The organism is Eubacterium sp., assembly GCF_057858645.1.
On the sequence record NZ_DBLZZO010000034.1, the window covers coordinates 1 to 26,509 of the forward strand.

Sequence of the window (26,509 nt, forward strand, 5' to 3'; positions counted from 1 at the left end):
ATTACGTCACATCCTGATTCTTTTAAGTTTAATGCATGTGCATGTCCCTGGCTACCATAACCGATGATTGCAATCTTCTTTCCATCTAATAATGATAAGTTACAATCTTCCTGATAAAAAATTCTTGCTTCTGACATTTCTTTGCCTCCATATGTATATTTTTATTTTATTATAGTTAAACTATAAAATAATCTTTTTTACCTAGCCTATTCCTAAATCGACTTTATTTAACACCTCTTGCTAAACCTGTAATACCTGTTCTTACAAGTTCTAAGATTTCGTAATCTTCTAATAAGCTTAAAAACGCTGATAACTTTGACTGACTACCTGTAATTTCAATCATTACACTTTCTTTTGCTACGTCTACGATGTTAGCTCTGAAAATTTCAGTCATAGCCATAACCTGCTGTCTCTGTTCAGGTGTTGTCTTAATCTTAACTAAAATAAGTTCTCTTGTTACTGAATTAGATGGTTCTAAAACATCAACTCTTTTAACATCTTCTAATTTAGTAATCTGCTTTATAATCTGTTCAAGAATGTCATCATCACCTGTTACAACTATTGTCATTCTTGAATAAAGTGGATTCTCAGTTTCACCAACAGTTAAGCTGTCAATGTTGTATCCTCTTCTGCTAAATAAGCCTGCTATTCTGTTCAATACACCTGATGTATTGTCAACTAATACTGATAAAACTTTCTTGTTCATAATGTATTCCCCTTTTCTCAGTTTCTATCAATTAATACTATCACATATAACATTTTTGTCAATGAAACGTATTTATCATTCCTTGTAAATTTTATCAAAAATTTATCCTATTTACAATATATGAATATAACATTTTTTCTTGACCTTTTTTAATATATTTCATATCTGTTTTATACAGCAAGAAATTTATCCACATTTTCTTATTCCCCCAAAGTGCTCCATTAAGGACGCACACTTGTGCAAAAAGAAAATTATTCTGTTGACTAAAAAATATAAATTTTATATACTAATATTTGTTGTGGCAAGCTGCCTTGGCTCAGTCGGTAGAGCGTCGCCTTGGTAAGGCGGAGGTCGGGGGTTCAAGTCCCCTAGGCAGCTTTATAGCTAAAAAGAGTGCATTAAAACTTAATGCACTCTTTTTGATTTCAGTTATTTATTATTTATACAAGCTACTTTCATAATCATTTGAAAGTAGCTTGTATTTTTATTTCATTCTCTGTCTTACGATTTCATACGCCAAAACTCCTGTTGCCACAGAAGCATTTAATGAATCAATATCTCCGAACATGGGAATTGATGCAATAAAGTCGCATTTTTCTTTTACAAGTCTGCTAACACCTTTTCCTTCGTTTCCAACAACCAAACCTATAGGTCCTTTAAGGTCTAAATCGTACATTGTTGTGCCACCCATATCTGCACACACAAACCATAAACCTTTATCTTTTAACTCTTCTATTGTTTTTGAGATGTTTGTAACCTTGGCAACCGGTGTGTAGCTAACTGCTCCGGCTGATGCTTTAACTGCAGTTGCCGTAAGTCCTGCCGCTCTGTGTTTTGGAATAATTACACCATGGGCACCTGCTAAATTTGCTGTACGGATAATTGCCCCTAAATTATGTGGATCTTCAATATCATCTAAAATAACAACAAATGGTGGTTCCCCTTTATCTTCTGCCTTTTTCAAAATATCATCAACTGTTGCATATTCAAAAGCTGCAATATATGCAATAACTCCCTGATGCTTTCCTGTTTCTGACATTTGATCAAGTCTTTCTTTTTTTACATAATTAATTATCGTATCGTGTTTTTTTGCTTCACGTAAAACAGTGTTCATTGAACCTTCTTTGCAATGTTCCAACACAAACAACTTATCTACTGTTTTCCCGGCTCTGAAAGCTTCAATTACGGCATTTCGTCCCTCTATTACAAATTCCTCGTATCTCAAAATTAACCTCTCTTATTTTCTTCGTTATTCTTAAATCTGCTAACAGCCATTTTTATAAGTTCCATCATTCTGTCTGACTGCTTTGTTAAATATAACCATCCCATTAGTGCCTCAAAACCTGTTGCAACTCTGTAATCAGACATTGATGCATTCTTGGCTCTTGTAATTGCCTTGGCATTTCTTCCACGTTTGTAGATTTTCACTTCTTCTTCTGTTAAATCATCCATAATTAAATGAATCATTTCTGCCTGTGTTTGGGCTTTGACTAGATTAGAAGCTGCCTTATGTATTTTGTTTACCTGACGGTTTGCCTCGTCAACAATTACTGTTCTAATGATGATTTCATATATTCCATCACCTATATAAGCCAAAGTCAAAGGAGAATAATCAGTAATTGTTATCTCCTCTAACTCCATTTTGTTTTTTATTATCTCAAATAAATCCATGTTTTGAATTATCTCCATTTTCGCTAAACTTACTTTTCAATATGGTAAGTTGTTCCTTCACGTGTATCCTTTAAAATAATTCCCTTAGAAGCTAACTCATCTCTAATTGAGTCTGCTGTAGCAAAATCTTTGTTTTTCTTTGCTTCTGCACGCTTAGCAATCATTTCATTAATGTATGTTTCTAATTCGCTGTCAATATTTTCTTCTTTCTTTTCTTCAATAGCACCCTTTGTAAGGTCTAATGAAAGAACTTTGTCAAAATCATTTATAATAGCTAATTTTGTTGCCTCATTAGTATCTTCTTTTAATACATCATATACTAATGTAATACCTGAAGCTGTATTTAAATCATTTCCAACAACATCAATGAACTTTTCTTTGTATTCCTTTACTAATTCCTGATTTATTTCGCCATCATTTGTAAGCTTGCCAATACGGTTTCTTAACTTCTTATAGCCGGCAGCTACAGAATCAAGTACCTGGTAACTAAACTGAAGTGGTTTTCTATAATGAGACTGTAAACAGAACATTCTGTACACAACAGGATCATAACCTTTACTTTCTAATAATGAAACTGTAAGGAAATCTCCCTTTGACTTACTCATCTTACCACTCTTATCATTTAAATGATGTACATGGAACCAGTAATTGCACCATTTATGACCTAAAAATGACTCACTCTGTGCAATTTCGTTTGTATGATGTGGGAAAATATTATCAATTCCACCACAATGTAAATCTAAATGTTCTCCTAAATGTTTAATACTAATGCAAGAACATTCAATATGCCATCCAGGGTAACCAACACCCCAAGGACTATCCCATTTTAACTCTTGATTATCAAACTTTGATTTTGTAAACCATAATACAAAGTCTGTTTTATTTTTCTTGTTTTCGTCTTCATCTACATCATCTCTTACACCAACCATAAGTTCATCTTCATCATGACTTGTTAATGTGTAGTATTCTTTAAGCTTTGATGTATCAAAATATACATTACCACCTGCTACATACGCATAATCTTTTTCAAGAAGAACCTTAATCATATTAATAAATTCATCAATACAATTTGTTGCAGGTTCAACTACGTCAGGAGTTTTAATATTTAATTTTTTGCAATCTGAGAAAAATGCATCTGTATAGAATTTGGCAATTTCCATAACTGTCTTATGTTCTCTTTTTGCACCCTTTAACATTTTATCTTCGCCAGTATCAGCATCACTTGATAAATGGCCAACGTCAGTAATATTCATAACTCTCTTTACGTTGTAACCTTCATAACGCAACTCTTTTTCAAGTACATCTTCCATAATATAGCTACGAAGATTTCCAATATGCGCATAATGATAAACTGTAGGTCCACATGTATACATGCCAACCTGTTCTTCTGATATAGGTTTAAAAACTTCTTTTTTCTTTGTTAAAGTATTGTAAATTTTCATATTATCTCCTTTATGTAGACTATTTGTTTTTTAACTTTTCTATTTCATCGTTTAATCTCTTTAATTCATTTTGTACAGGATGTGGAATGTGTACCTGATCTAAATCATTGTGCTGAACCGGAACATTATCCTGTTTTACCACAATACCCGGCACCCCCACAACTGTACAGTTTGGTGGTACTTCCTCCAATACAACAGAGCCTGCTGCAACTTTTGAGTTGTCACCTATTGTAAACGAACCAAGAACTTTCGCTCCCGATCCAATCATAACGTTATTGCCTATAGTGGGATGACGTTTTCCTTTTTCTTTGCCGGTACCTCCAAGGGTAACTCCCTGATATAAAGTAACATTTTCTCCAATTATTGCAGTTTCACCAATAACCACGCCATGACCATGATCAATAAATAAACCTTTACCAATCTGGGCTGCCGGATGAATTTCTATACCTGTCTTTCTGGCTGTTCTTTGTGATATGCGTCTTGCTCTAAAAACTTTTCCTTTTAAATATAGCTTATGAGCTTTTCTATAATTATAAATTGCCCAAAAACTTGGATATAATATTGCCTCAATATCTTTTTTTATTGCAGGATCTCTATCCTTTATTACTTCTACTTCTTCTTTGTAAAATTTTAAAAATCCCATTTTAATCTCCAAACTAAATTCGTCTAATTACTATATATGCATTATATTTTTAATTTAATATCTTATCAGTCAAATACTTAATTAATTATGACACTACAATTCTTTATAATACCACAATTTCTAAAGTATACCACTTTTCTTAAACATAATCGTTTATGAAAAAGCTGTCTTTTTTACAAACCGTTGGAAAATTTGGTATTTTTTTATAGCCAAATATGTGTGCTGTAAGTTCTCCAATACTAACATCAAAATCTACATCTTCCTGATTTTCGATTTTGTCCAGCTTAACACTTCCATGATGGAAATTCATCTTAAAGCATCCATTATTTTCGTTTAAAATCGGATCTGTAATCCTTATTGTTCTTTCTTTAAAATCCTTAAAAGATAACAACCTCAATGTTTTTCTAATATTAATAAGTCTTGCCATTGCGTATGGTTTTCTAACATCACTTTGCCAACTAAGAGTCTGCAAACTGCTGTCTAACACTTCTTCTAATATTTCACCATCTATAAATATTCTGTACCCAACAATTACTTTCTTTTGGATAAACAACTCTATTTCGCCATTTTCAACTTCAACTAACTCAAGCATTTGCTTAAAATAGTCTAAATCTTTTGATAAAGCAATGCGATGGTTACTGTCCATTGCCTGCTGTGCAAAAATTGATAGCTTTACTAAATCTGACTTTTCGGCTTTTCTTCTAATAACAGAATGGCTTGGCTTTCTTCTATGCTCTTTCTCCATCATTTCCCGCTTGTCCATAACAAATTCGAAACCGAATTTTCTATATATTTCTGCATTTTCAGGACTTGATGGAATTAAATATGTAAAAACATCCATATTTAAAAACATACTTGAAATAACGTCCTGAAATATTTCTTTTATATATCCTTTTTTTCTATATTTTTCCCATGTAGCAACTGCATAAATGTAAGTTACATTTGTTTTCAGGTTTCCTACAACTGCATCTTTTGGAATCAAATGAATAGCAGATACAATTTCACCATCCTTTTCATTAACCACTACCTCGTTTTCACGAATTCGTTTGTCAAAGTAGTAATCAACAAACTCTTTTGTATCTTCTTCAAAACAATGCTCATACAAATCTCTTATTTTTGTTTTTTCATTATTCTCAAGTAATCTTACCATAACCACTCTCTCTACTTCTGAATTATTGTGTATTTCTCTACCATATAAATAGGATTATATGATAATTTGGATTTTCTAAGTCCCTCAATTCCCATGTCGTCTTCTCTGTTTTCTTTTCCTGCCAGTGGAAATGCTTCAATTAAAAACTGGCTACAAATATACTGATAAAGTCCTCTTATTTCCGGATTTGCCTTTTCTACCGGCAGATAAACCATATCTTCCTGTTCATAATAATTTCCTATGCAGAAAGACTCTAATTTGCCATCTACATACACACCGCCAATTTTGTAATCAAAAACTTCTTCATTATCCAAAATATATTTGATTCCTTTTGCTTCACTGTCTATAAACTCATGTTCTTCAGCATGACTTTTTGTTTCTTTCCATTTTTCCAAATATTCTAAAATTTCTTTTTCATTTTCTTTACCTAGAATCTTAAATGAGTATCGACCTTCATATTCTTTCTTAAAGGCATTTAGATGATTTTTCTTCTTGTGGTATTTTTTGCCACTGAAAGTTCTTAGTTTTTCAGCATCATATACATAATCGTAGTATGTTCTGTCAGGTATTACTATATATTCATCTTCCGGCAAATCTAAAGTTTCAAGAGCCTTCTTATCAACAAGGTACATTGTTAGTTTCTTCTTTAATACATTGTTGAAATAGTCCTGTGTTTCAAGGAAACATTCTTTCAAGTCTTCTTCCCTGCAACAAGGCACTGATGAATAGTATTGATTATCTTCACTCTTTGCCACCCACATTAATCCATGTTCATTTGTAAAATACCATGTTGGATAACAATTCTCCCAAAGGAACAAATCAAGTATATTACTGTCTGCCGTCTCCGGTCTTCTTAAATTGTAATATTCATTTATTTGGTTGTAGTCCTCTATTTTTATTTCGTGTAATTGATAATCTTTCATATTTTGCCTTCTATCTGTTATGTATATTCTCCTCTAACAATACAATAGCCTGTGATGAAATTCCAAGTCCTTCCCCTGTAAAACCTAACCCTTCTTCTGTTGTTGCTTTTATGCACACCTGATTCACATTAATATTTAATACATCTGCCACATTTTTCACCATCTGTTCCCTGTAGGGAGCAAGTTTCGGTTTCTGGCATATAATTGTTGCATCAATATTTCCTATTACATAATTATTTTCTTCTAATAATTTTCCTACATGCTTCAATAATTTAATACTTGAAATATCCTTATACTGCGGATCAGTATCAGGGAAATGTTTTCCTATATCACCTAATGCTGCTGCACCAAGTAAAGCGTCCATAATTGCATGAACAACAACATCTGCATCTGAATGTCCAAGAAGTCCGTACTCGTATGGAATCTCCACTCCGCCTAATATTAATTTTCTGTTTTCTACTAATTTATGGACATCATATCCCATCCCTATTCTCATAGTATTCTCCTATTAAATTATATTTTTCCGCAAAGATGCTTTTATTATACCACACTTTTTAATAAAATCATTATATTATGTACAAAAATGAAAAAAGTTATCTAAGCCCTTAGTTTTGGTAAAAAAAAACCTAAAACAAAAAATATTTTAGGGCAATAAAAAAGTAGCGAGAGGGGGATTCGAACCCTCGACACCACGGGTATGAACCGTGTGCTCTAGCCAACTGAGCTATCTCGCCACAATGAATAACACATAAGTGTTAATTATTAAATTGTCATTTGAAAACTATAAATGGGACCTACAGGGCTCGAACCTGTGACCCCCTGCTTGTAAGGCAGATGCTCTCCCAGCTGAGCTAAGATCCCATTGCTTTCAAACTGCTTTATTAATATATACTTTTGAGCGAAAATTGTCAAGCACTTTTTTTATTTTTTTAATATTTTTTATTTTGGCCATTTTGCATATCTAAATTCCACTCTATTATTCCTTTGCTATAGAACCAAATCTCATAGACATATCTGTAGCTTTTATAGCATAAATCAACCAATGTACGCCTATACAGCAACTATTTTATTTTGGTTCCAAGTGTATGTACAATTAAAAATTTATTCAATAGAATTTTCAGACTTATTTTCCATCACATAAGAAAGCATCGAAAACAAAGTTTTTCATAACCTTATCTTCGATGCTTTTTCTCTTAATTCTACAATTTTAATTTTGTACAACCTTTAAATGCATTCTTTTCAATTATTTTCACAGATTTTGGAATATTAATATCTGTTAAATTTTTACAACCATAAAATTGCTTGTCTACAATCTTTTCAGTTCCTTCAGCTAAGACAACTTTTTTTAATTTTTTGCAATTACGAAAACTAATATTATCTCTCTTCTGTGTTGTTTTAAACACTACAGTTTTGAGCTTTTTCATATTAGTAAATGCCTTCATATCATCATAGCCACCGTCGTAAGCATCACCTTTGATTATTAATTTTTCCAAATAACAATTATCCTTAAATGCGTAACTTGCAATAACTTTTACTGTTTTTGGAATGGTAAACACTTTGTTCCCACTATACTTTCTTGGGTAACAAATTAACTCCGTCTTCTTACTGTTAAATAATGCTCCCTTGTACACTTTAAAAGATTTATTGCCTTTTTCAACTTTTATTGATTTCAAACCTGACAATCCGGCAAAAGCATAATCACCTATATATTTGCATTTTTTAGGAATTTTAATGCTCTTTACTTTAGGACACTTTCTAAAAGCTCCTTTTTCTATTGTTGTTAAACCTTTTGAAAAAACTACTTCTTTCAGATTCTTCAACGTATCAAAACTACCATCGTAAATACTGTCTACCTTATCTGATAAAACGATTTTTTTGATTTTCTTATTATTCTTAAAAGCTCCGTTTATAATAGTTACTTTTTTAGGAACATATACTGTAGTATCTCTTCCCTTATATTCTGTCAGTATGTACTCCTGCCCACTCTTTTTAATAACAAAATCTGATGCTGCTTGTACTTTTGTATTACTACTTACACAAAACATAATTGCAGCAATTAAAAATAAATACTTTAATGTTCTTTTTTTCATAAACACTTCCTCCGCGTATAATATTTTATTGGGGATTTGGGAAATACTTTTCATACTTATTTTAGAAATTTAGAATTTTCTTGAAAATATAATTTAAGTCTTTCACCCCCTTCAACATGGAATATTGTACCATTTTTTATCCCTTATGTAAATTTTATCTTTTAATTCTTGCAGGTTTTGACCATTTGCTTGCACCTACTGCTTTTACTCTTACATATAATTTCTTTTTATTTTTAATTTTCTTACTTGAAAGAGTAGCTTTTGTCTTTCTGACAACCTTCTTATATAGTACCTTTTTGAACTTTTTGCTTGTTGACACTTGTACTACATACTTCTTAGCTCCTGTTACTTTCCTAAATGTTAATTTAATTTTCTTTGAAGCTAATTTTTTCTTGCTCTTTTTAGTTATCTTTGTTTTCTTAAGTGCTTTTTTAGCAGTTGTACTAGCATTTGTATTGTTGCCTGTTGTTACATTTTCAGTTGTTTCCGGCACATCATCTTTTTTTGTTGTAGTAAAACTTATGGTGATTTTACTCCTAATGTTGTTTTTGAAACCCATGATTACGCGGCTCTTAGATATATGATTGAAAAGGATAAGGGGATTGGGCTTCTGCCTGAAAAGTTTTTTAACCTGCAACATTCAGATAAAGTTACAATAGTTCCACTTAAAGAAAAAGTATCCCGTTCTCTTGCCATCGCCTGGGATAAGGATAAATTACTTACAGAGGATGAACAGAACTTTCTTGAATATACAAAAAAATGGTTTGACTCCTTATAGGAAGCAAACCATTTTTCTACTATAATCTTACATCAAACTGTAATCTTACATTAAGCAGCATCTTACATCAAACTGCAATCTTACATTATAATTTCATAGTAAGCTGAATACGCTTTCTTTGCTTATCAACACTTAATACTTTCACATTTATAACATCTCCAACAGATACCACATCTAATGGATGTTTTATAAACTTATCACTCATTTCTGAAATATGAACAAGACCGTCCTGATGAACACCAATATCAACAAAAGCCCCAAAATCAATTACATTTCTTACAGTTCCTTTAAGTTCCATGCCTTCTTTTAAATCATCAAAATCTAAAACATCACTTTTAAGGATTGGCTTAGGCATTTCTTCTCTTGGATCTCTACCCGGCTTTTCCATTTCAGCAATCATATCTTTTAAGGTTATTTCGTCCGTATCAATTTCTTCTACCACAGCTTTAATGTCTTTTACATCTTTTGCAATTTTAACATTTCCTGATAGCAAATCATCTGTTGTGTAACCAAATTTCTTTAAAAGCTTTTTAGCTGCTGTATAACTTTCAGGATGAACACTTGTATAATCCAAAGGTTCTTTACCATTTCTGATTCTAAGGAAACCTGCACACTGTTCAAAAGCCTTTGGACCTAATTTAGCAACTTTTAATAGCTGCTTTCTTGTTGTAAACTGACCGTTTTCCTCTCTATATGCAACAATATTTTTTGCAAGGGTTTTACTTATTCCTGAAACATATTCAAGAAGAGATGCTGAAGCTGTATTTAAATCAACGCCTACATTATTAACACAATCTTCCACAACATTTCCAAGTACATTTTCCAGTTTCTTTTGATTCATGTCATGCTGATATTGTCCTACGCCAATTGCCTTTGGTTCAATTTTTACAAGTTCTGCTAATGGATCCTGTAATCTTCTTGCCATTGAAGTTGCACTTCTTTGTCCCACATCAAAATTAGGAAATTCTTCTGTTGCTAGTTTGCTTGCAGAATAAACAGAAGCTCCTGCTTCATTTACTATTACATACTCTAATTTTGTAGGGCATCTCTTAATTATTTCACATACAACTGCTTCTGATTCTCTTGAAGCTGTACCATTTCCCAATGATATAAGGCTAACATTGTATTTCTTAACAAGATCTAAAACAATCTTAATTGACTCTTCAACCTTATTTTGTGGTGCTGTTGGAAAAATCACTTTGGTGTATAATACTTTGCCTGTCTCATCTACAATTGCCAGCTTACAGCCTGTTCTAAAAGCAGGATCCCAGCCTAATACTGTTTTTCCTGCAATTGGTGGTTGCATAAGAAGCTGTTTTAAGTTCTGGCCGAATACTGAAATTGCTCCGTCCTCTGCCTTTTCTGTTAAAGAGTTTCTTATTTCTCTTTCAATGGCTGGCTTTATTAATCTTGTAAAACCATCTTCAATTGCTTCTTTTAAAACGTCTGAAAAAGGACTTTGGCCTACAATTATGGATTTTTCCAAAACTCTAATAATATTTTCATCAGGCATTTCTATTTTTACATTAAGTACCTTTTCTTTTTCGCCACGATTAATTGCTAATATTCTATGACCTGGAATTTTATCAATAGCTTCACTATAGGCATAGTAATTTTCATAAGGTGTCTGTTCCTCTTCATTCTTTGCCTTAGATGTTATATTTCCATGCTTAATTACCGTATGTCTTATGGCATTTCTATATTCTGCGTCATCTGACACAGCTTCTGCAATAATGTCTTTTGCACCATTTATGGCATCTACTACTGTTTCCACACCTAATTCTTCATTAATATAATTCTTCGCTTCTTCCTCCGGTGTCTTCTCACTCTTTTGAAGAAGAAAAATATTTGCAAGTGGCTCTAAACCTTTTGCCTTAGCTTCTGTTGCTTTTGTTTTTCGTTTTGGTCTGTATGGTCTGTAAATATCGTCCACTGCAACAATAGTCTTAGCCTCTTTTATCTGCTTCATTAATTCATCAGTCATTTTGCCCTGTTCTTCAATAGAAGCAATAACTGTCTCTTTTTTCTCTTCTAAATTACGTAAATATTTTAGTCTTTCATCTAAGTCTCTTAACTGTTCGTCATTTAACTCTCCCGTTACGGGTTTTCTGTATCTGGCAATAAAAGGAATTGTATTTCCCTCATCTATTAACTTTACTGCTGCTTCTACCTGCCAAACTTTTACCTGTAATTCTTCTGCAATAATTTCATTAATGTTCATTTTTCCTACCTTCTTTAATTACTCTCTAATATTCTTATATAAATAACTCTAATATTTTTATATTTAATAAGTCTTTATTTTTCATTTTCACAATGTTATACTTTTTTAGGACCATAACTATTCTATCAAATTTTTATAAATTTGTGTGCATTTTGTAATAGTTTTTTAATATAATGTGTCTATTATACTACTTGTGATTACGAGTTTCATTTCTCGTAAATCATTAGTTCAAAATAAATAAACAATTAGATGAAGGTGACTTATGAGCAAAATATCCAATGAGCTTCGTAAGTACAAACACGCATGGCCCTTACTATATGTTTTCATATATATGCCATGGTTCATTCTTTTAGAAAAATATATACCGGCAGATTTTCCGGGACTTCATATTATGCATTGTCCTTTGGATGATATTATTCCATTTTGCGAATGGTTTGTAATTCCATATTTATTGTGGTTTTTATATATACCTGCTATATTTGTTTTTCTTTTTTATCATTCAAAAAATGAATTTTATCGTATTTGTGCCTATGAGTTTACAGGAATGACTATTGCTTTACTGGTATGTACATTCTATCCTAACGGTTTAGAACTTCGACTTTCTAATATCGGTAGGGAAAACATACTTATTGACTTAGTCCATTTCCTATACAATAACGATACACCAACAAATGTTTTTCCTAGTCTTCACGTATACGTGACTATTAGCGCACACATTTGTTTAGTAAAAAGTCCACACATGCAGGGCTTAAATTCAAGAAAACATATTAAAGTAATATCGCTTATATTAGCTATTTTGATATGTATGTCAACATTGTTTTTAAAACAACATTCTGTTTTAGATGTTTTAGCAGGAACCGCCTTAGCTTTTATACTGTACTTTATAGTATTTAAATGGTGGTTTAGAAATACAGAATTTCCTGCTCCAAAAATTAAAGATCCTAAACAACATCAGGTTCTTTATTTTTTAAACAAAAGAAAATAATTACAATTCTTAGATTATAATACTTATAATTGTTTTATTTTTATAAAAAAATAATTTAGTTTCTAATATAAAAAGCTAAATCTCATTAATGTTTGGTTTACATTCCTTTTCATTAATGAGACTTAGCTTTTTTCATTTTAGTTAAATCCAAATATTTTTTGAGCTAATGCATAGCCTATTACAGAACATTTTCTTCCAACTTTACCAGGTAGATTCATTGTTCTACCAAGAAGTGACTTTCTAACCTTTTGATATAACACAGGATTACTTTCTAAAACATCCTGCCATAATTTTTCTTTGTCTTTTAATCTTTGTTCTGAACCTTCCAATATAGAAAGAATTGATGAGACACACATCATCATATCAAAGTAATGAACCATGGCATTATCTGTGTGTTTATTTTCTATAACAGTATTGTTGTATACATCTAACATTATACGTGTGACTCTATACTGTTGATCCAATCTCTTAATCATAATTGATTCATTTACCGACTGATCATCTCTTCCTATAAAGTATTTGTATAAACATACATCTAAGTAATAAATGTTCTTTACATATGGTAATGGCTGGAACACATAAATATTATCCACATAAAATGTGTGTTTTGGAAGCTGCATCTTACATTCTCTTAATACTTTTGTTCTATATATAACCGAGTGCATTAATAAATACTGTGATGTGCCAAAATGTAATTCATCCCAACCAAACATTCTTCCTACAGGCATTGCGCTTTTGTATTTCATAATTTTCTTATGCTTTGCTCCCTGCTTATCATACATAAAGTTAGAAATCAGCATGTCAAGTCCTGCATCTTTTGAAACCATGTCCTCTAATAAATCAAGGACTTTCTGTAAAGCATTTTTCCCAAGACAGTCATCACTATCAAGAACTTTAAAGTAAAGACCTGTAGCATTTTTGATACCTGTATTTACAGCTTCACCATGACCACCATTCTCCTGATGAACAACTTTTACAATATCAGGAAATTTCTTCTGATATTTGTTCGCAATCTCTAATGTATTATCAGATGAACCATCATCAACCACTACAACTTCCACTCTGTCACCGCCGCTAATTGCACTTCTTATACTCTTGTCCATATATTCACTTGAATTGTAGCATGGAATAGCTACTGTTAATAATTTCATTTTATACCTCCTTAGGTTTAACTAATTTGTTTATTATAACACCAATAACCAATGATGCCAAAGCAAAAACAATCATCACTGTAAATAAGCCATAAATAAGTTCGCTATTAGATATTGTTTCTGTTGTTTCACTTCCTGTGGCCGCTGCCTCAGACATTGCCGAAACTAACACTGATGTAATATTTGCTCCCATATGAAATAATATTGGAGCAACAATTGACTTATACTTTTCATATAACCAAACAGCAAGCAAGCCTATAATAATAGTATATGGTGCCTGTATCCAGTTTCCATGAAATACCCCAAATAATACTGCCGATAAAATTGCAGCTATTGTAACATTAGATAAGACTTTTAATCTTTTATAAATCAGCCCTCTAAAAATCATTTCCTCTACAATAGGTGCAATGAAGCCTGCTGTAACAAGCTGAGATATAAATGAGCTTGAATTAATGGCAGTCTGTGTACTTGAATAACTGTCAATCATAAACTGTGGCATAAACATTTGTAATATTGACACAAGCATACTTGCCCACCACATACAAAACGCTCCAAACGGCAGTATCAATAAATATTTCCATTTTTTTACTGATTCATATCTTTTAAAATCACCTGTTCTCTTATCTGCGTCTATATCAAGTTTCATCATCAGTCCCATAATCGGAATTGTTCCAAGTGCAGAAATACCTGTAAGTAACATAGCATAGCTATTTGTAATTTCTGTTAAATATTGTTGAAGTTTTGATGATGACATGCCATGGAAAATACCATACGCTGTAATTCCACCCTGAATAATAACTATTACTGCTATTTGTATACATAAATAAATTAACATTGGAGTTACTATACCCCAAAGTTTTCTTCCTAAAGTTCTTTCTTTCAAAACATACTCCTTTAAACTAAATCCAACAAATCAATAGGCGTATTTGCTATTGCCTTTGCGCCTTTCTCTTTCATTTCTTCTACAACTCCATATCCATATGAAACACCTATTGAATCTATTTCAACTGAATTTGCACCTTCAATGTCAAAAATAGTATCTCCAATCATAACCATTTCATTTTTATCTACAGAATTAATTTCATTAAGTAAAGCTAGCAATACATCGTTCTTATTATGTATAGGACCATTTAAATCTGCTCCCTTTACATAATCAAAATATTGCTCAATATGTAAATATTTAATAACTTCCTTCGCCATGCCTAATGGTTTTGATGTTGCCAAAGCAATGATTTTACCTTTTTCTTTCAAAGATATAAGTAACTGCTCCACCTTTTCATACAGGCTTGTTTCATATATTCCTATAGGTGTATATCTTTCTCTATAAAATTCAACACCCTGCTTTGCCTGTTCTTCTGAACAACCATAAGTTTTCATTAATTCATCTTTAAGAGGCGGCCCCACAAAATGTTTTAATTTTTCCAAATCCTCTTCTATAATATTTAGTTTTTTCAAAGCATACTGAACACACTTTGTTATTCCAATACCGGAATCGCTAAGGGTTCCATCTAAATCAAAAATTATAACCTTGTACTCTTTCATAGATTTCCTCTTTTACGCAATTTTCAAACTATTATAACACAAACCCACTTGTTTTACATCCGTTTTTGCTTTATAATTTAATAGTGTTTTGGTTTCGGAAAATGAAAACGATTTTGATTGTATTCATTATATTTAAACCAAAGATAAGACAGAATTGATTATCGCTTACATCCAGTGATTTTTCTGAATTATCTAATATTAAATTTTTGAGAGGTACATAAAAATGAGTCAAGAAAAAGTAGACAAGTACAAACAGGAAAAGTACAACAGAAAACATGCCACAAAGAAAAGAAACATGAAGAAAATCGCAGCTTATGTTGTAACTACATTAGTGGCAATTATTTTTATAGGATACATGGGTTATTCAATTGCAGTTACAACAGGTCTTTATACACCTGCAACAACTACATCACACACTGAATTATCTAAGAGCCAGCTTGAAAGCATTAGAAACGCTCTTGTTCAGAAGGGTGATTCAAATGTAAAGGGAACAACTAACAGCAGTGCTACACAGACTACTACTGCAGCAACTACAGAACAGACTACTACTAAATAAACAGCTAGTAGATAACTATTAAACAGTTTATAAAGACCGGATAGTTAATAAGCTATCCGGTCTTTATCATAAAAGGAACAAAAAAATGAAAAACAAAAAAATCTACAAAATAATAATACCCATTTTCATTGCTATTATTTTAATCATTATAATATTATTCAAACTATTTACATCTTATTTTTTTACACTCTATTTAAATTGGGGAGTAAAAATTCCATTAAGTATAGATTATTCTATAACCTACGAAAAAGATTCAGGCAAAAGTTTTCATGGTGACGGTGTATTTTATGATATTCTATCCTATGAAAACGAAAAAAGCATATCAGATTTTCTCAACTGGACAACAAAGGCACCACTTAGCTAAAACAACTAAGTGATGCCTTTTTTAAGAAACACCGTTTCTTAGAAATAAATCCTGTTGGATAATAAGGTTATAAATATAACCATAAAAAATATTAAAAATATAAAATTTATGAAAAAGTAATGTATAAACATTACATTTTCTCTGGTGCTGAGAAACCAAGTAAATCAATACCTGTCTCTAATACTTTCTTTGCCATGTTAATTAATGCAATATAGCCTTCTTTCTTCTTTTCATCTGCTTCAGAAAGAATCTTTGTTCCATGATAAAATCTGTTAAATGCATTTGATAAATCATAAATATATGAACAAATCTTGTGTGGGGCTAATTCCTTAGCTGCATTTTCAATTACTTCATTCGCCTTGGCAATTTCAAGCATTAACTGTAACTGTTCATCATTATCTGTATCAATAATAGAAAGATTATCTACTGTCTTTCCTTCTTCTTTGTATTTTTCGATAATTGATTTAATACGAACAATTGTATATAAAATATATGGACCTGTGTTTCCTTCAAAAGAAGCAAATCTATCAATATCAAAAACATAGTCTTTTGATGCCTGATTTGACAAATCACCATATTTTAAAGCTGCCAAACCTACAATCTTTGCAGTTTCTCTGGCTTCTTCTTCGCTTACTGAACGGTTTTCCATAATCTTATTATAAACAGCTTCGTTAATCTGTGAAATAAGATTTTCAAGACGCATTACGCCACCTTCACGAGTCTTAAAAGGCTTACCGTCTGAGCCATTCATTGTACCAAAACCAATAAATTTCAATTCTGTTTCAGGTTTAACAATGCCTGCCTTCTTAGCAACTCTAAAGAACTGTGTATAGTGTAAATCCTGTCTCTTGTCTGCTAAATAAACATACTTATTTGGCTGGAAGTCCTGTTCTCTTTGAACTAAAGTTGCGATATCTGATGTTGCATATAAAGCTGCTCCATCTGACTTTCTAACTATACATGGAGGAAGTTCTTTGCTGTCTCCTTCTTCTGCAATGTCAACAACTAAAGCTCCCTGACTTTCATATGCCAATCCCTTATCAATTAAATCCTGAATTAATCCAGGTATATAAGGCTGAGCATCGCTTTCACCTTTCCATAAATCAAATTCAACATTTAAGTTATCATAGTTCTTCTTTAAATCAATTTTTGAAACATTCATAATATGTTTCCAAAGTGCTGTGTATGGAGCATATCCACTTTGAAGTTTTAATGTTGCTTCATGGGCTTTTTCCTTAAAAGCAGCATCTTCTTTTGATTTCTTACTTGCACATGGATAAATTTCTTCTAATTCAGAAATTGTAAATGGTGCTTCACTTGGATATTCTCCTGTAAAGCTTTCATCAAAATATGGTAAGTCCGGCTTACGTTCCTGTAACTCAGTAATAATAAGTCCCATCTGAAGTCCCCAGTCCCCTAAGTGAACATCTCCAATAACTTTATTTCCCATGTACTTTGAAATTCTTTTTACACTTTCACCAATAACTGCTGAACGTAAATGACCAATATGAAGTGGTTTTGCAACATTTGCTCCGCCGTAATCAACTACAACTGTTTCAATATTGTCATTTTCTATTCCAAGCTTATCTGCCAAATTCATTTCATTTAAATATTTTGCTAAAAAGTCGCTATTCAAATTAATATTAATAAATCCGGGATTTACAGCTTCCACTGATTTGAACATGCCATTATTTCCAATTGCTTCAACAACATCATTTGCAATCATAATAGGCGCTTTATGGTATAATTTTGCACCGGCCATGGCACCATTGCACTGATATTCGCAAAGATCAGGTCTGTTAGAAACACTAACTTTTCCTAATTTTTTATCATAATCACATTTTTCAAATGCTTTTTCAAATTCCTCTGTTATTAGTTCCAGTAACTTTTTCATTATGCTCTCCATTCTTTATGTATTTAATTATATTTTATAATTCAACACCATTTAATTTTAATAACTCTTTTGCAGTGTCTACTGAATCCACACCTGTTTTGTTTTTAATAGGGGCAAATTCTTTTTCTCTTACCACTTCATAGGCAAGACAGTTATCCATCATGTGAATCATATCTAAAACAAGAGTTTCAAACTTGTAACCATTTTCTGTTTCAGGTTTAACTAATTCACCGTTCTCATTTATATATGGAATTTTCTTCTTTACAATATGAACTGATAAATTGTTTTCAAGATTCTTTTCTAAATCTTCTATATTAAATAAATAGTTTAATATTACACCATACTTATATGCCAACTCACCATTATCCAATGTTTCATAGCGCATATCTTCTGTAAGTTCATAATATTCAACTATTGATGGTTTTCCATCTTCTAAACAAAGCACGCCTACTTTTTCCTCAGGGTTTACCTTTGATACAACCTTAGCTGCTGAGCGGTAGCCGCCGTCAATCATAGCACCTACAAAACAAGGATCAGCCATTCTCTGACAAACATTATCAACAGCAAAAATATTAATATATTCTACACCTATTTCTTTTGCCTTTTTGCATAAACCTGATTTAACAAAAGAAATAAACCAACCACCATTGCCATTCGGTGAAGTTGATACTCTGTCTTTTCCTTCAAGATAAATCTTCCCATCAAAAGACGTTGCTGGGGCCATTTCCTGAATAAAGAAATCAACAAAATCAGGATTATACCCAAAATAATTCATCTCTTTAAAGAAATTAATTGTATCATCATTGTTCTTTTCACTTGTCATAATATATAAAGGAACCCAAGCACCTGTTTCATTTACAACATCCATTAAATTTCTAATAAGCATTTCAAAAATATAAACATCTTTTGTTTCACCAATGTTGTACATGCCCTTTGGCTTATCTGAACCAAGTCTTGTTCCCATACCACCTGCTAAAAGAAGTGCTGCAACTTTTCCTTTTTTAATTGCATCTGCACCTACAGCAGTAAACTTTTCTCTGTTTTCCTCTATGTTCTTAATGGAAACAGCATCATCTAATGGTGTGATAACACCTTTATCTCCACTGTGTTCTTTATTTTTAATTAAATCAATTAAACTAAAATCAAGCTTACTAATCTGATCTAATAAATTTGCTTTTTGAGTATCGTTTAGTTCATCATAATACTTTAATAACTGCTCCTGATTATTTTCCTCTAATAACTTTTTAATATCATCGTAACTCATATTTCCTCGCTTTCCTTTCAATTCCATCATTAAAATTTCCATAACATAACTGCCATGAAATTAATTTTGTGATTATCAATTATAACGACTCTCTTACATATTATTAAGAATAAAATATTTTTGTATATTATGCAAGTTTTTTAATGTCGCATAGAAGGTCAATACAGTTTTGATATCTGTCTTTTGGGTTAATTTCTGTGCATTTCTTTATTATCTTTCTTAACTTACCATTAACTCTAAAAGATTTTATTTTGTTATTATATTTTTTCTTTGTGCGCAAAAAATATAACGTTGTTCCTATACCGTATATATCTGTTCGAATGTCTGTATTATACAAACTAATACCTTTACAGTCTCCATATTGTTCAGGTGCGGCAAATCCCACACTGCCTAAAGCTACATAATCAACAGCATCAACACTATATCGTTTAGAAATTCCAAAATCTATTAACTTGATTCTGCCATCTTTTTTCATAATAATATTAGACGGTTTCAAATCTCTGTAAATGATAGGTTTCTCTAAGGAATGCAAATAATATAGCCCACTACACAACTGTTCTGCCACATTGGCAAGTTGTTTTCTGTTCATGCAACCATTGATTTTCACATAGTCATCTAAGTTTATACCTTCTACATACTCCATAATCAGATAGAATCTTCCATCTTCTTTTATTAAATTAAAAATTTTTGGAAGGACCGGATGACTACAATGCTTAAGCGCATTAAGTTCTTTTTCCATTCCTTCCAATAATTTTTCTCTGTTGGCAGGATCTGATGTTATGTACTGTTTCAAGGCAAACATTTTTGAAGTATAAACATCTTTAACCTTATACACACAGGAACTACCTCCGGTTCCTATGTTCTCCAATACATAATATCGTCCTCCAACTACCGTATTTATTATTTTGTCCATATAGCACACCTTTCCGGATGTGCTTCTCTCCAATCTTAAGCCTCTTATAAAGTAGCAATATCTACTAATGTAAGATTTTCTTTTGCATCGCTTTCTAAGCTTGTAAGTAAAGCATCTACTGTATCCAAACTTGTAAAGCAGTTTACACCTGTTTCGATTGATGTACGTCTGATTAAGAATCCATCTCTACTCTTATCACGTCCCTGAGTTGGTGTATCAACAACAATGTCAATCTTATGCTCAAGTAATAAGTCCATTACTGTAGGAGCTTCCTGGTGAATCTTATTAACCTTAATTGCATCTACTCCATTTTCTCTTAAAACATCTGCTGTGCTTCTTGTAGCGTAAATCTCGTATCCCAATTTTTCAAAACGCTTAGCCAATGGAATAATTTCCTGCTTGTCAGCATCTTTTACTGACATAATAATCTTCTTATGTTTTGGAAGAACTACACCTGCACCTAAGAATGCTTTGTATAAAGCTTCGTTAAATGTCTTGGCAATTCCTAAACATTCACCTGTTGATTTCATTTCAGGTCCTAAGCTTGTTTCTGCTCCTCTAATCTTTTCAAATGAGAATACAGGCATCTTAATTGCATAGTAATCAGCCTTTGGCTGTAAGCCAGGTGTATATCCAAGTTCTTTAATCTTGTGTCCAATAATACATTTTGTAGCAAGTTTTACAATTGGTATACCTGTAACCTTACTAATATATGGAACTGTTCTTGATGAACGTGGATTAACTTCTATTACATAAACCTTTCCGTCACATACAATAAACTGAATGTTAATCATACCTTTTACATGAAGTGACATTGCAAGTTTCTTTGTATAATCTTCAATTGTATCAATAATATCCTGTGATAATGTGTATGCAGGATATACTGAAATACTGTCACCTGAGTGAACTCCGGCTCTTTCAATATGTTCCATTACACCAGGAATTAAAATATCTTCTCCGTCACAGATAGCATCAACTTCTACTTCTGTTCCCTGTAAATATTTATCTACTAAAATAGGATGATCCTGTGCAATTCTGTTGATGATTTCCATGAATTCTTCAACTTCTTCATCACATGTTGCAATCTGCATACCCTGACCACCAAGTACATAAGAAGGTCTTACTAATACAGGATAACCTAATTTGTTTGCAACTTCTTTTGCTTCTTCTGCTGTAAATACAGTACCACCTGTAGGTCTTGGGATTCCACACTGTTCAAGAATTTCATCAAATAATTCTCTATCTTCTGCAGCGTCTACATCTTTTGCATCTGTACCTAAAATTGGAACTCCCATCTTCATAAGGGCTTCAGTTAATTTGATAGCTGTCTGACCACCGAACTGTACAACTGCCCCATCAGGCTTTTCAATGTTTACAATATTTTCAACATCTTCAGGTGTTAATGGTTCAAAGTAAAGTTTATCAGCAATATCAAAATCTGTTGATACTGTTTCAGGATTGTTATTTACAATAATTGTTTCATAACCCTCTTCTTTAAATGACCATGTACAATGAACTGAACAGAAGTCAAATTCAATACCCTGTCCAATACGGATTGGACCCGAACCCAAAACAAGAACCTTCTTCTGTGGTTTTGTTTCAATTGCTTCATCTTCTCCACCGTATACTGAATAATAGTATGGTGTTTCAGCTTCAAATTCTGCCGCACATGTATCAACCATCTTATATGCTGCAACAATATTGTTATCATAACGCATCTGTTTAATTTCATCTGCGCTCTTTCCTGTAAGTCTGCTGATAACTGTATCCGGGAATTCAATTCTCTTAGCTTCTTTTAATAATTCTGCTGTAAGTGGCTGAGTCTTTAACGCATTTTCCATTTCTACGATAATTGCAAGTTTGTCAATAAACCACTTGTCAATCTTTGTAATGTCATGTATATGGTCGTAACTTACACCACGTCTTAAAGCTTCTGCAATAACCCAGATTCTTCTATCATCTACTTTGTGAAGCATATCTTCTAATTCGTCATCGTTTAATTCTGTAAAATCATAATCCATTAAACATTCAACATGCTGTTCAAGTGATCTGATAGCTTTCATTAATGCACCTTCAAAGTTATTGCAAATACTCATAACTTCACCGGTAGCTTTCATCTGAGTTGTTAATTTTCTACTCGCTGTAATAAATTTATCAAATGGAAGTCTTGGAATCTTAACTACACAGTAATCAAGTGCAGGTTCAAAACTTGCATATGTTTTCTTTGTAATTGCATTCTTGATTTCGTCTAATGTATAACCTAACGCAATCTTTGCTGCAACCTTTGCAATTGGATAACCTGTAGCCTTTGAAGCTAATGCTGATGAACGGCTAACACGAGGGTTTACCTCAATTACACAATATTCAAAACTTTCAGGATGAAGTGCATACTGTACGTTACATCCACCTGTAATGTTTAATTCGTTAATAATGTTAAGTGCTGATGTACGAAGCATCTGATGTTCCTTATCACCTAATGTCTGTGATGGAGCAACTACTATACTGTCACCTGTATGAACGCCAACAGGATCAATATTTTCCATATTACATACTGTAATACAATTGCCGGCTGAGTCTCTCATTACTTCGTATTCAACTTCTTTCCAACCTGCAATACATCTTTCTACTAAAACCTGTCCTACACGGCTAAGTCTTAAACCATTCTCAAGGATTTCCACTAATTCATGCTGGTTGTTAGCGATACCACCGCCACTACCACCAAGTGTATATGCAGGACGAAGTACAACTGGGTAACCAATCTTATTAGCAAATTCAATACCGTCTTCAACTGTTTCAACTACAAGAGATGGGGCACATGGCTCATTAATCTTCTCCATAGTTTCCTTAAATTCCAAACGGTCTTCTGCCTTCTTAATTGTTTCTGAAGTTGTACCAATTAATCTACAGTTATTTTCTTCTAAAAATCCTGTTTCAGCAATTTCCATTGCAAGGTTAAGTCCTGCCTGACCACCAAGAGTTGGAAGAATGCTGTCCGGTTTTTCTTTCTGAATAATCTTCTTTAAAACAGGTACTGTTAATGGTTCAATATAAACTTCATCTGCAATGTCCTTATCTGTCATAATTGTAGCAGGGTTTGAGTTTAATAATACTACCTCAATACCTTCTTCTTTAAGAGAACGACATGCCTGTGTTCCGGCGTAGTCAAACTCTGCTGCCTGTCCTATTACAATAGGACCTGAACCTATTACTAAAACTTTCTTTATGCTTAAATCTCTAGGCATTCTTCTTAACCTCCATCATTTCAATAAATTCATCAAATAGTCTGTCTGAATCCTGTGGTCCCGGGCAAGCTTCCGGATGGAACTGAACTGTAAATATGTTTTTGTTTTTGTATCTTAAACCTTCAACTGTCTTGTCATTCACATTTACAAATGCAACTTTTGCAATTTCAGGATTAACTGTATCTCCGTCAACCACATATCCATGGTTCTGTGATGAAATATAAACATGACCTGAATCTAAATCCTTTACAGGATGATTTCCACCCCTATGGCCATATTTCATTTTCTTTGTATCAGCTCCTGTTGCAAGTGCCATAAGCTGATGACCTAAACAAATTGCAAAAATTGGAATGTCTGAATTATATAATTTCTTTATCTGTTCAATTTGATAAACGCATTCTTTTGGATCTCCCGGTCCGTTGGATAACATAACACCGTCAGGATTCATTGCAATAATTTCTTCTGCTGATGTATCACATGGTAAAACTGTTACATTACAGCCTCTCTTATTTAATGATTCTGCAATGTTATTTTTGGCTCCAATATCAAGTAAAGCCACATTGTACTTATCACCTTTAAGTACTTTCTTTTCCTTACATGAAACTTTCTTTACAACTCCTGTTACTTTGTATTCCTTAATCTTAGGTAACACTTCGTCTAAATTATAATTTTCGTTTGTTGTAATCATACCATTCATGGTACCCTTTTCTCTAAGAATCTTTGTAAGTGCTCTTGTATCAATACCTGAAATTCCCGGTATGTCATTTTCAACTAAGAAATTCTGAATTGTATCATCACTTCTGAAGTTGCTTGGCATTCTGCTTAATTCATGTACTATGTAAGCATCCGGCCAAGGATGTAATGATTCCATGTCCTCATGACATATACCATAGTTTCCCTGAAGTGGGTAAGTCATACATACTGCCTGTCCTGCGTATGATGGATCAGTCAATACTTCTAAATAACCCCACATAGACGTGTTAAACACGATTTCACTAATAATTTCTTTTTTGCTACCAATTGATTTTCCTTCGAAAACTGTACCGTCTTCTAAGATAAGAAATGCGTTCATAAATGTTTTTCCTTTCGTTTGTTTTAGTATTTTTGCCTAAACTTACAAGATTATATCAAATATCGACATTTCTTTCAATATGTTTACTAACATTTTTTAATTCTATTAGTCAATCTCTGATTTTTCTCTTAATATTTTATTATAGCAGAAATGAGAAAATATGCACTCCTTAGAATGCATATTTTTTCAAAAAATTTTATAAATTTACATTTTAACGTGGAATTCCTTCTGCAATCCTTGTTATGCCCACATATATTTGTGATATTTTATACCAGGTTGCAAAATCAATTATGCCTGTTTGTGGCAAGTCAAATATTTTTTGGAAGTTTCTTACGGCTCTTTGGGTGTCTTCACCGTAAATACCATCTACATTTACATTTCCAATGGCTGTATACACTTTTCCGATTGTATTTAACTGCTCCTGTATCTGCTGAACTTTCTGTCCGCTACTACCTATTGTTAAATCATATCCAGGCCATGAAGCAGGTATACCTGCTATTTGTTCCGCTGTATTAATATACATTTCACTACCGTAATAATTTCGTATAATTTCTAATGTTGAATATCCTTGTTCTCCTAAATTACAGGACCCCCATTGACTTAACCAGTTAGGACAGGTTACTCTTCTGCCATCACAATACTGTGTAAGTATCGGCTGTCTTACATCAGGGAATGATAAATATTGATCAAATATGCTGTCAACTACAACACTAATTGATTCGAAAATATTTCTGCCATTAATCCATTTTTGGTCATAGGCAGTTGAGGATGTAATAGTAAAATCGTAGCCTTTATTTCGGTACCATTCCGTATACACTCTATTTAATGTAAATGACATAATTGCCAAAATATTAGCCTCTAAGGTTGCTCTTGGCCATGTAGCATATATTTCTGACGACGCCACATTCTTAATGTAATCCTTATAAGTTACATAATAGTCTCTTGCATTACTACTTGGTGTACCATCATGTACAACAATATATTCAGGCACAACCACTCTGCTTAATACGATTTCTCCCGGCTCATTTACATCCTTTATGTCATCTTCAGGGATTTTTGCTGGATACTCATAATAAAGAGTGTGGGGTGGAATATTTATATTTTCAGTTTCTTCGCCTTGAACCTTTTCAAGTTTTACATTTTGTATTGCCAAAGACCTTGGCAATATTTCAACGTTATCAATATTTTCCGACTCATATCCCGGTGCATCTACCTCCACATTGTAATTAGCATAAGGCATATTATCATTATTTTCATCCAAACTGTACTCTAAAGGTGGGGCATCTAAGTCTACTACTTCTGTCTGACCTGAAGAATCCGTTGATAATTGCTCTAATTGTGTTGTCTCATTATCTAGCGGTTCATTCTCATTTGTTTTTCTGCTAATTATTACCCTTGCATCTTTTATTGGCACATTATTACTGTCAACTACATTTATTTGTAATTCACCTATATCTCCTGAATTTACCTGCATTTTTATAAGCATATACTTTTTCCATACTTTTTTAATCTATACATTATATGGATTACTTAATATTTTATGACAACATTTTCATATATCCGCTTTCCCTCTGTGTCAGTTGAACTATAAACCTATGCAATGTTTGTAATTTCATTTTCTGTATTATTTGCATACGCCTGATTGTTTGTACTAAACAATATAGACAATATCATTACTATGGCAATGCAAACGGATTTTTTTCTCCTTACCATGAACATACCTCTCCTATTTGAGCATAATCACTTTTTTTCACTATCTCCACTAACGAAGCCAAAAAAGAAGCTGTGTCTAAAAAATAATAATGATGTGACCCCAAAAAGTTAGACTTTTATTGCGTAACAGGTTTTAATATCTGTTACGCATTTTTTATGCAACCAAGAGGCTGAGTCTGTATTGGACTG

The 26,509-nt window shown here is 32.5% G+C and carries 24 protein-coding genes, 3 tRNA genes and 1 pseudogene; 5 read left to right on the forward strand and 23 right to left on the reverse strand.

Features of this window, described 5'->3' with window-relative positions; all coding sequences use genetic code 11:
* A pseudogene (locus tag ACZM4J_RS10780) lies at nt 1-137 on the reverse strand (ketol-acid reductoisomerase); the annotation flags it as partial.
* A gap of 86 nt (nt 138-223) precedes the next feature.
* A complete protein-coding gene (gene ilvN / locus ACZM4J_RS10785) occupies nt 224-706 on the reverse strand; it encodes an acetolactate synthase small subunit (RefSeq protein ID WP_022164859.1) in 483 nt (160 codons plus the stop codon).
* Between the two features lie 305 nt (nt 707-1,011).
* On the opposite strand from ilvN, the gene ACZM4J_RS10790 reads away from it, so the two are divergent.
* Nucleotides 1,012-1,084: transfer RNA gene (locus tag ACZM4J_RS10790), tRNA-Thr, on the forward strand.
* A 106-nt stretch (nt 1,085-1,190) separates the two neighbouring features.
* Here ACZM4J_RS10790 and rlmB read toward each other — a convergent pair.
* From rlmB to ACZM4J_RS10845, 11 genes are all read right to left on the reverse strand, one after another.
* Entirely contained in the window at nt 1,191-1,931 is a 741-nt protein-coding gene (rlmB, locus tag ACZM4J_RS10795) for a 23S rRNA (guanosine(2251)-2'-O)-methyltransferase RlmB (protein WP_022164860.1), read from the reverse strand.
* A gap of 2 nt (nt 1,932-1,933) precedes the next feature.
* Nucleotides 1,934-2,377 (reverse strand): Mini-ribonuclease 3, encoded by a 444-nt coding sequence (locus ACZM4J_RS10800; protein ID WP_022164861.1) that lies wholly within the window; start codon nt 2,375-2,377, stop codon nt 1,934-1,936.
* A 29-nt stretch (nt 2,378-2,406) separates the two neighbouring features.
* On the reverse strand, nt 2,407-3,819 hold the full coding sequence (gene cysS / locus ACZM4J_RS10805) for a cysteine--tRNA ligase (protein WP_117998982.1): 1,413 nt from the start codon (nt 3,817-3,819) through the stop codon (nt 2,407-2,409).
* Nucleotides 3,820-3,838: 19 nt separating this feature from the next.
* A complete protein-coding gene (gene cysE, locus ACZM4J_RS10810) occupies nt 3,839-4,462 on the reverse strand; it encodes a serine O-acetyltransferase (RefSeq protein WP_022164863.1) in 624 nt (207 codons plus the stop codon).
* Between the two features lie 139 nt (nt 4,463-4,601).
* Complete coding sequence (locus tag ACZM4J_RS10815) at nt 4,602-5,612, reverse strand: GNAT family N-acetyltransferase (RefSeq protein ID WP_428244738.1); 1,011 nt, start codon at nt 5,610-5,612, stop codon at nt 4,602-4,604.
* A gap of 11 nt (nt 5,613-5,623) precedes the next feature.
* Nucleotides 5,624-6,535 (reverse strand): DUF2156 domain-containing protein, encoded by a 912-nt coding sequence (locus tag ACZM4J_RS10820; protein WP_428244739.1) that lies wholly within the window; start codon nt 6,533-6,535, stop codon nt 5,624-5,626.
* A gap of 10 nt (nt 6,536-6,545) precedes the next feature.
* Complete coding sequence (gene ispF / locus ACZM4J_RS10825; RefSeq protein WP_022164866.1) at nt 6,546-7,031, reverse strand: 2-C-methyl-D-erythritol 2,4-cyclodiphosphate synthase; 486 nt, start codon at nt 7,029-7,031, stop codon at nt 6,546-6,548.
* Between the two features lie 164 nt (nt 7,032-7,195).
* Nucleotides 7,196-7,269, reverse strand: a tRNA-Met gene (locus tag ACZM4J_RS10830).
* A gap of 54 nt (nt 7,270-7,323) precedes the next feature.
* Nucleotides 7,324-7,396, reverse strand: a tRNA-Val gene (locus tag ACZM4J_RS10835).
* Nucleotides 7,397-7,734: 338 nt separating this feature from the next.
* Nucleotides 7,735-8,625, reverse strand: a complete 891-nt coding sequence (locus ACZM4J_RS10840) for a leucine-rich repeat domain-containing protein (protein ID WP_428244766.1) — start codon at nt 8,623-8,625, stop codon at nt 7,735-7,737.
* A 154-nt stretch (nt 8,626-8,779) separates the two neighbouring features.
* The gene (locus tag ACZM4J_RS10845; RefSeq protein WP_022164619.1) at nt 8,780-9,184 is read right to left on the reverse strand and encodes a hypothetical protein; all 405 of its coding nucleotides are present in this window, start codon (nt 9,182-9,184) and stop codon (nt 8,780-8,782) included.
* A 21-nt stretch (nt 9,185-9,205) separates the two neighbouring features.
* Between ACZM4J_RS10845 and ACZM4J_RS10850 the strand changes: the two genes are divergently transcribed.
* Nucleotides 9,206-9,403 (forward strand): type 2 periplasmic-binding domain-containing protein, encoded by a 198-nt coding sequence (locus ACZM4J_RS10850; protein ID WP_022164618.1) that lies wholly within the window; start codon nt 9,206-9,208, stop codon nt 9,401-9,403.
* Between the two features lie 85 nt (nt 9,404-9,488).
* Here the strand turns inward: ACZM4J_RS10850 and ACZM4J_RS10855 are convergent, their stop codons facing one another.
* A complete protein-coding gene (locus ACZM4J_RS10855) occupies nt 9,489-11,624 on the reverse strand; it encodes a Tex family protein (protein ID WP_022164617.1) in 2,136 nt (711 codons plus the stop codon).
* A 262-nt stretch (nt 11,625-11,886) separates the two neighbouring features.
* Here ACZM4J_RS10855 and ACZM4J_RS10860 point away from each other — a divergent pair, with 262 nt between their 5' ends.
* Complete coding sequence (locus ACZM4J_RS10860; protein WP_428244767.1) at nt 11,887-12,609, forward strand: phosphatase PAP2 family protein; 723 nt, start codon at nt 11,887-11,889, stop codon at nt 12,607-12,609.
* A 137-nt stretch (nt 12,610-12,746) separates the two neighbouring features.
* Here the strand turns inward: ACZM4J_RS10860 and ACZM4J_RS10865 are convergent, their stop codons facing one another.
* Genes ACZM4J_RS10865 through ACZM4J_RS10875 form a run of 3 tightly spaced genes read right to left on the reverse strand, consistent with a single transcriptional unit; the run spans nt 12,747 to nt 15,302 of the window.
* Entirely contained in the window at nt 12,747-13,760 is a 1,014-nt protein-coding gene (locus tag ACZM4J_RS10865; protein WP_412623064.1) for a glycosyltransferase family 2 protein, read from the reverse strand.
* Nucleotide 13,761: 1 nt separating this feature from the next.
* Nucleotides 13,762-14,643, reverse strand: a complete 882-nt coding sequence (locus ACZM4J_RS10870) for a CPBP family intramembrane glutamic endopeptidase (RefSeq protein WP_412623065.1) — start codon at nt 14,641-14,643, stop codon at nt 13,762-13,764.
* Nucleotides 14,644-14,654: 11 nt separating this feature from the next.
* Nucleotides 14,655-15,302, reverse strand: coding sequence for an HAD-IA family hydrolase (locus ACZM4J_RS10875; RefSeq protein WP_022165432.1), 648 nt, complete (start codon nt 15,300-15,302; stop codon nt 14,655-14,657).
* Nucleotides 15,303-15,525: 223 nt separating this feature from the next.
* Here ACZM4J_RS10875 and ACZM4J_RS10880 point away from each other — a divergent pair, with 223 nt between their 5' ends.
* Complete coding sequence (locus ACZM4J_RS10880) at nt 15,526-15,858, forward strand: hypothetical protein (protein ID WP_022165433.1); 333 nt, start codon at nt 15,526-15,528, stop codon at nt 15,856-15,858.
* A gap of 85 nt (nt 15,859-15,943) precedes the next feature.
* A complete protein-coding gene (locus tag ACZM4J_RS10885) occupies nt 15,944-16,222 on the forward strand; it encodes a hypothetical protein (RefSeq protein ID WP_022165434.1) in 279 nt (92 codons plus the stop codon).
* A gap of 130 nt (nt 16,223-16,352) precedes the next feature.
* Here ACZM4J_RS10885 and argS read toward each other — a convergent pair whose 3' ends face one another.
* The 6 genes from argS to ACZM4J_RS10915 form a co-directional block, all read right to left on the reverse strand.
* The gene (argS, locus tag ACZM4J_RS10890) at nt 16,353-18,116 is read right to left on the reverse strand and encodes an arginine--tRNA ligase (RefSeq protein WP_022165435.1); all 1,764 of its coding nucleotides are present in this window, start codon (nt 18,114-18,116) and stop codon (nt 16,353-16,355) included.
* Between the two features lie 34 nt (nt 18,117-18,150).
* Nucleotides 18,151-19,422: a UTP--glucose-1-phosphate uridylyltransferase gene (locus ACZM4J_RS10895; protein WP_489486142.1), complete on the reverse strand. Its 1,272-nt coding sequence runs from the start codon at nt 19,420-19,422 to the stop codon at nt 18,151-18,153.
* Between the two features lie 85 nt (nt 19,423-19,507).
* Nucleotides 19,508-20,293 (reverse strand): serine/threonine-protein kinase, encoded by a 786-nt coding sequence (locus tag ACZM4J_RS10900; RefSeq protein ID WP_428244770.1) that lies wholly within the window; start codon nt 20,291-20,293, stop codon nt 19,508-19,510.
* A 44-nt stretch (nt 20,294-20,337) separates the two neighbouring features.
* On the reverse strand, nt 20,338-23,535 hold the full coding sequence (carB, locus tag ACZM4J_RS10905) for a carbamoyl-phosphate synthase large subunit (protein WP_412334621.1): 3,198 nt from the start codon (nt 23,533-23,535) through the stop codon (nt 20,338-20,340).
* Complete coding sequence (locus ACZM4J_RS10910) at nt 23,528-24,607, reverse strand: carbamoyl phosphate synthase small subunit (RefSeq protein WP_022165101.1); 1,080 nt, start codon at nt 24,605-24,607, stop codon at nt 23,528-23,530. Before ACZM4J_RS10910 ends, carB begins: the two co-directional genes overlap by 8 nt.
* Nucleotides 24,608-24,818: 211 nt before the next feature.
* Entirely contained in the window at nt 24,819-26,093 is a 1,275-nt protein-coding gene (locus tag ACZM4J_RS10915; protein WP_022165100.1) for a peptidoglycan-binding protein, read from the reverse strand.
* Between the last annotated feature and the right edge of the window lie 416 nt (nt 26,094-26,509).

Bases quoted from the DNA above. Each gene is read 5' to 3' on its own strand.
- ACZM4J_RS10815 (WP_428244738.1), bottom strand. From the start codon at position 5,612: ATGGTAAGATTACTTGAGAATAATGAAAAAACAAAAATAAGAGATTTG.
- ACZM4J_RS10840 (WP_428244766.1), bottom strand. From the start codon at position 8,625: ATGAAAAAAAGAACATTAAAGTATTTATTTTTAATTGCTGCAATTATG.
- ACZM4J_RS10845 (WP_022164619.1), bottom strand. From the start codon at position 9,184: ATGGGTTTCAAAAACAACATTAGGAGTAAAATCACCATAAGTTTTACT.
- ACZM4J_RS10915 (WP_022165100.1), bottom strand. From the start codon at position 26,093: ATGCTTATAAAAATGCAGGTAAATTCAGGAGATATAGGTGAATTACAA.
- argS (WP_022165435.1), bottom strand. From the start codon at position 18,116: ATGAAAAAGTTACTGGAACTAATAACAGAGGAATTTGAAAAAGCATTT.
- ilvN (WP_022164859.1), bottom strand. From the start codon at position 706: ATGAACAAGAAAGTTTTATCAGTATTAGTTGACAATACATCAGGTGTA.
- carB (WP_412334621.1), bottom strand. From the start codon at position 23,535: ATGCCTAGAGATTTAAGCATAAAGAAAGTTTTAGTAATAGGTTCAGGT.
- ACZM4J_RS10850 (WP_022164618.1), top strand. From the start codon at position 9,206: ATGATTGAAAAGGATAAGGGGATTGGGCTTCTGCCTGAAAAGTTTTTT.
- ACZM4J_RS10910 (WP_022165101.1), bottom strand. From the start codon at position 24,607: ATGAACGCATTTCTTATCTTAGAAGACGGTACAGTTTTCGAAGGAAAA.
- ACZM4J_RS10800 (WP_022164861.1), bottom strand. From the start codon at position 2,377: ATGGATTTATTTGAGATAATAAAAAACAAAATGGAGTTAGAGGAGATA.
- ispF (WP_022164866.1), bottom strand. From the start codon at position 7,031: ATGAGAATAGGGATGGGATATGATGTCCATAAATTAGTAGAAAACAGA.
- ACZM4J_RS10895 (WP_489486142.1), bottom strand. From the start codon at position 19,422: ATGGAAATTTTAATGATGGAATTGAAAGGAAAGCGAGGAAATATGAGT.
- ACZM4J_RS10855 (WP_022164617.1), bottom strand. From the start codon at position 11,624: ATGAACATTAATGAAATTATTGCAGAAGAATTACAGGTAAAAGTTTGG.
- ACZM4J_RS10875 (WP_022165432.1), bottom strand. From the start codon at position 15,302: ATGAAAGAGTACAAGGTTATAATTTTTGATTTAGATGGAACCCTTAGC.
- ACZM4J_RS10880 (WP_022165433.1), top strand. From the start codon at position 15,526: ATGAGTCAAGAAAAAGTAGACAAGTACAAACAGGAAAAGTACAACAGA.
- cysS (WP_117998982.1), bottom strand. From the start codon at position 3,819: ATGAAAATTTACAATACTTTAACAAAGAAAAAAGAAGTTTTTAAACCT.
- ACZM4J_RS10860 (WP_428244767.1), top strand. From the start codon at position 11,887: ATGAGCAAAATATCCAATGAGCTTCGTAAGTACAAACACGCATGGCCC.
- cysE (WP_022164863.1), bottom strand. From the start codon at position 4,462: ATGGGATTTTTAAAATTTTACAAAGAAGAAGTAGAAGTAATAAAGGAT.
- ACZM4J_RS10820 (WP_428244739.1), bottom strand. From the start codon at position 6,535: ATGAAAGATTATCAATTACACGAAATAAAAATAGAGGACTACAACCAA.
- ACZM4J_RS10900 (WP_428244770.1), bottom strand. From the start codon at position 20,293: ATGGACAAAATAATAAATACGGTAGTTGGAGGACGATATTATGTATTG.
- ACZM4J_RS10865 (WP_412623064.1), bottom strand. From the start codon at position 13,760: ATGAAATTATTAACAGTAGCTATTCCATGCTACAATTCAAGTGAATAT.
- ACZM4J_RS10885 (WP_022165434.1), top strand. From the start codon at position 15,944: ATGAAAAACAAAAAAATCTACAAAATAATAATACCCATTTTCATTGCT.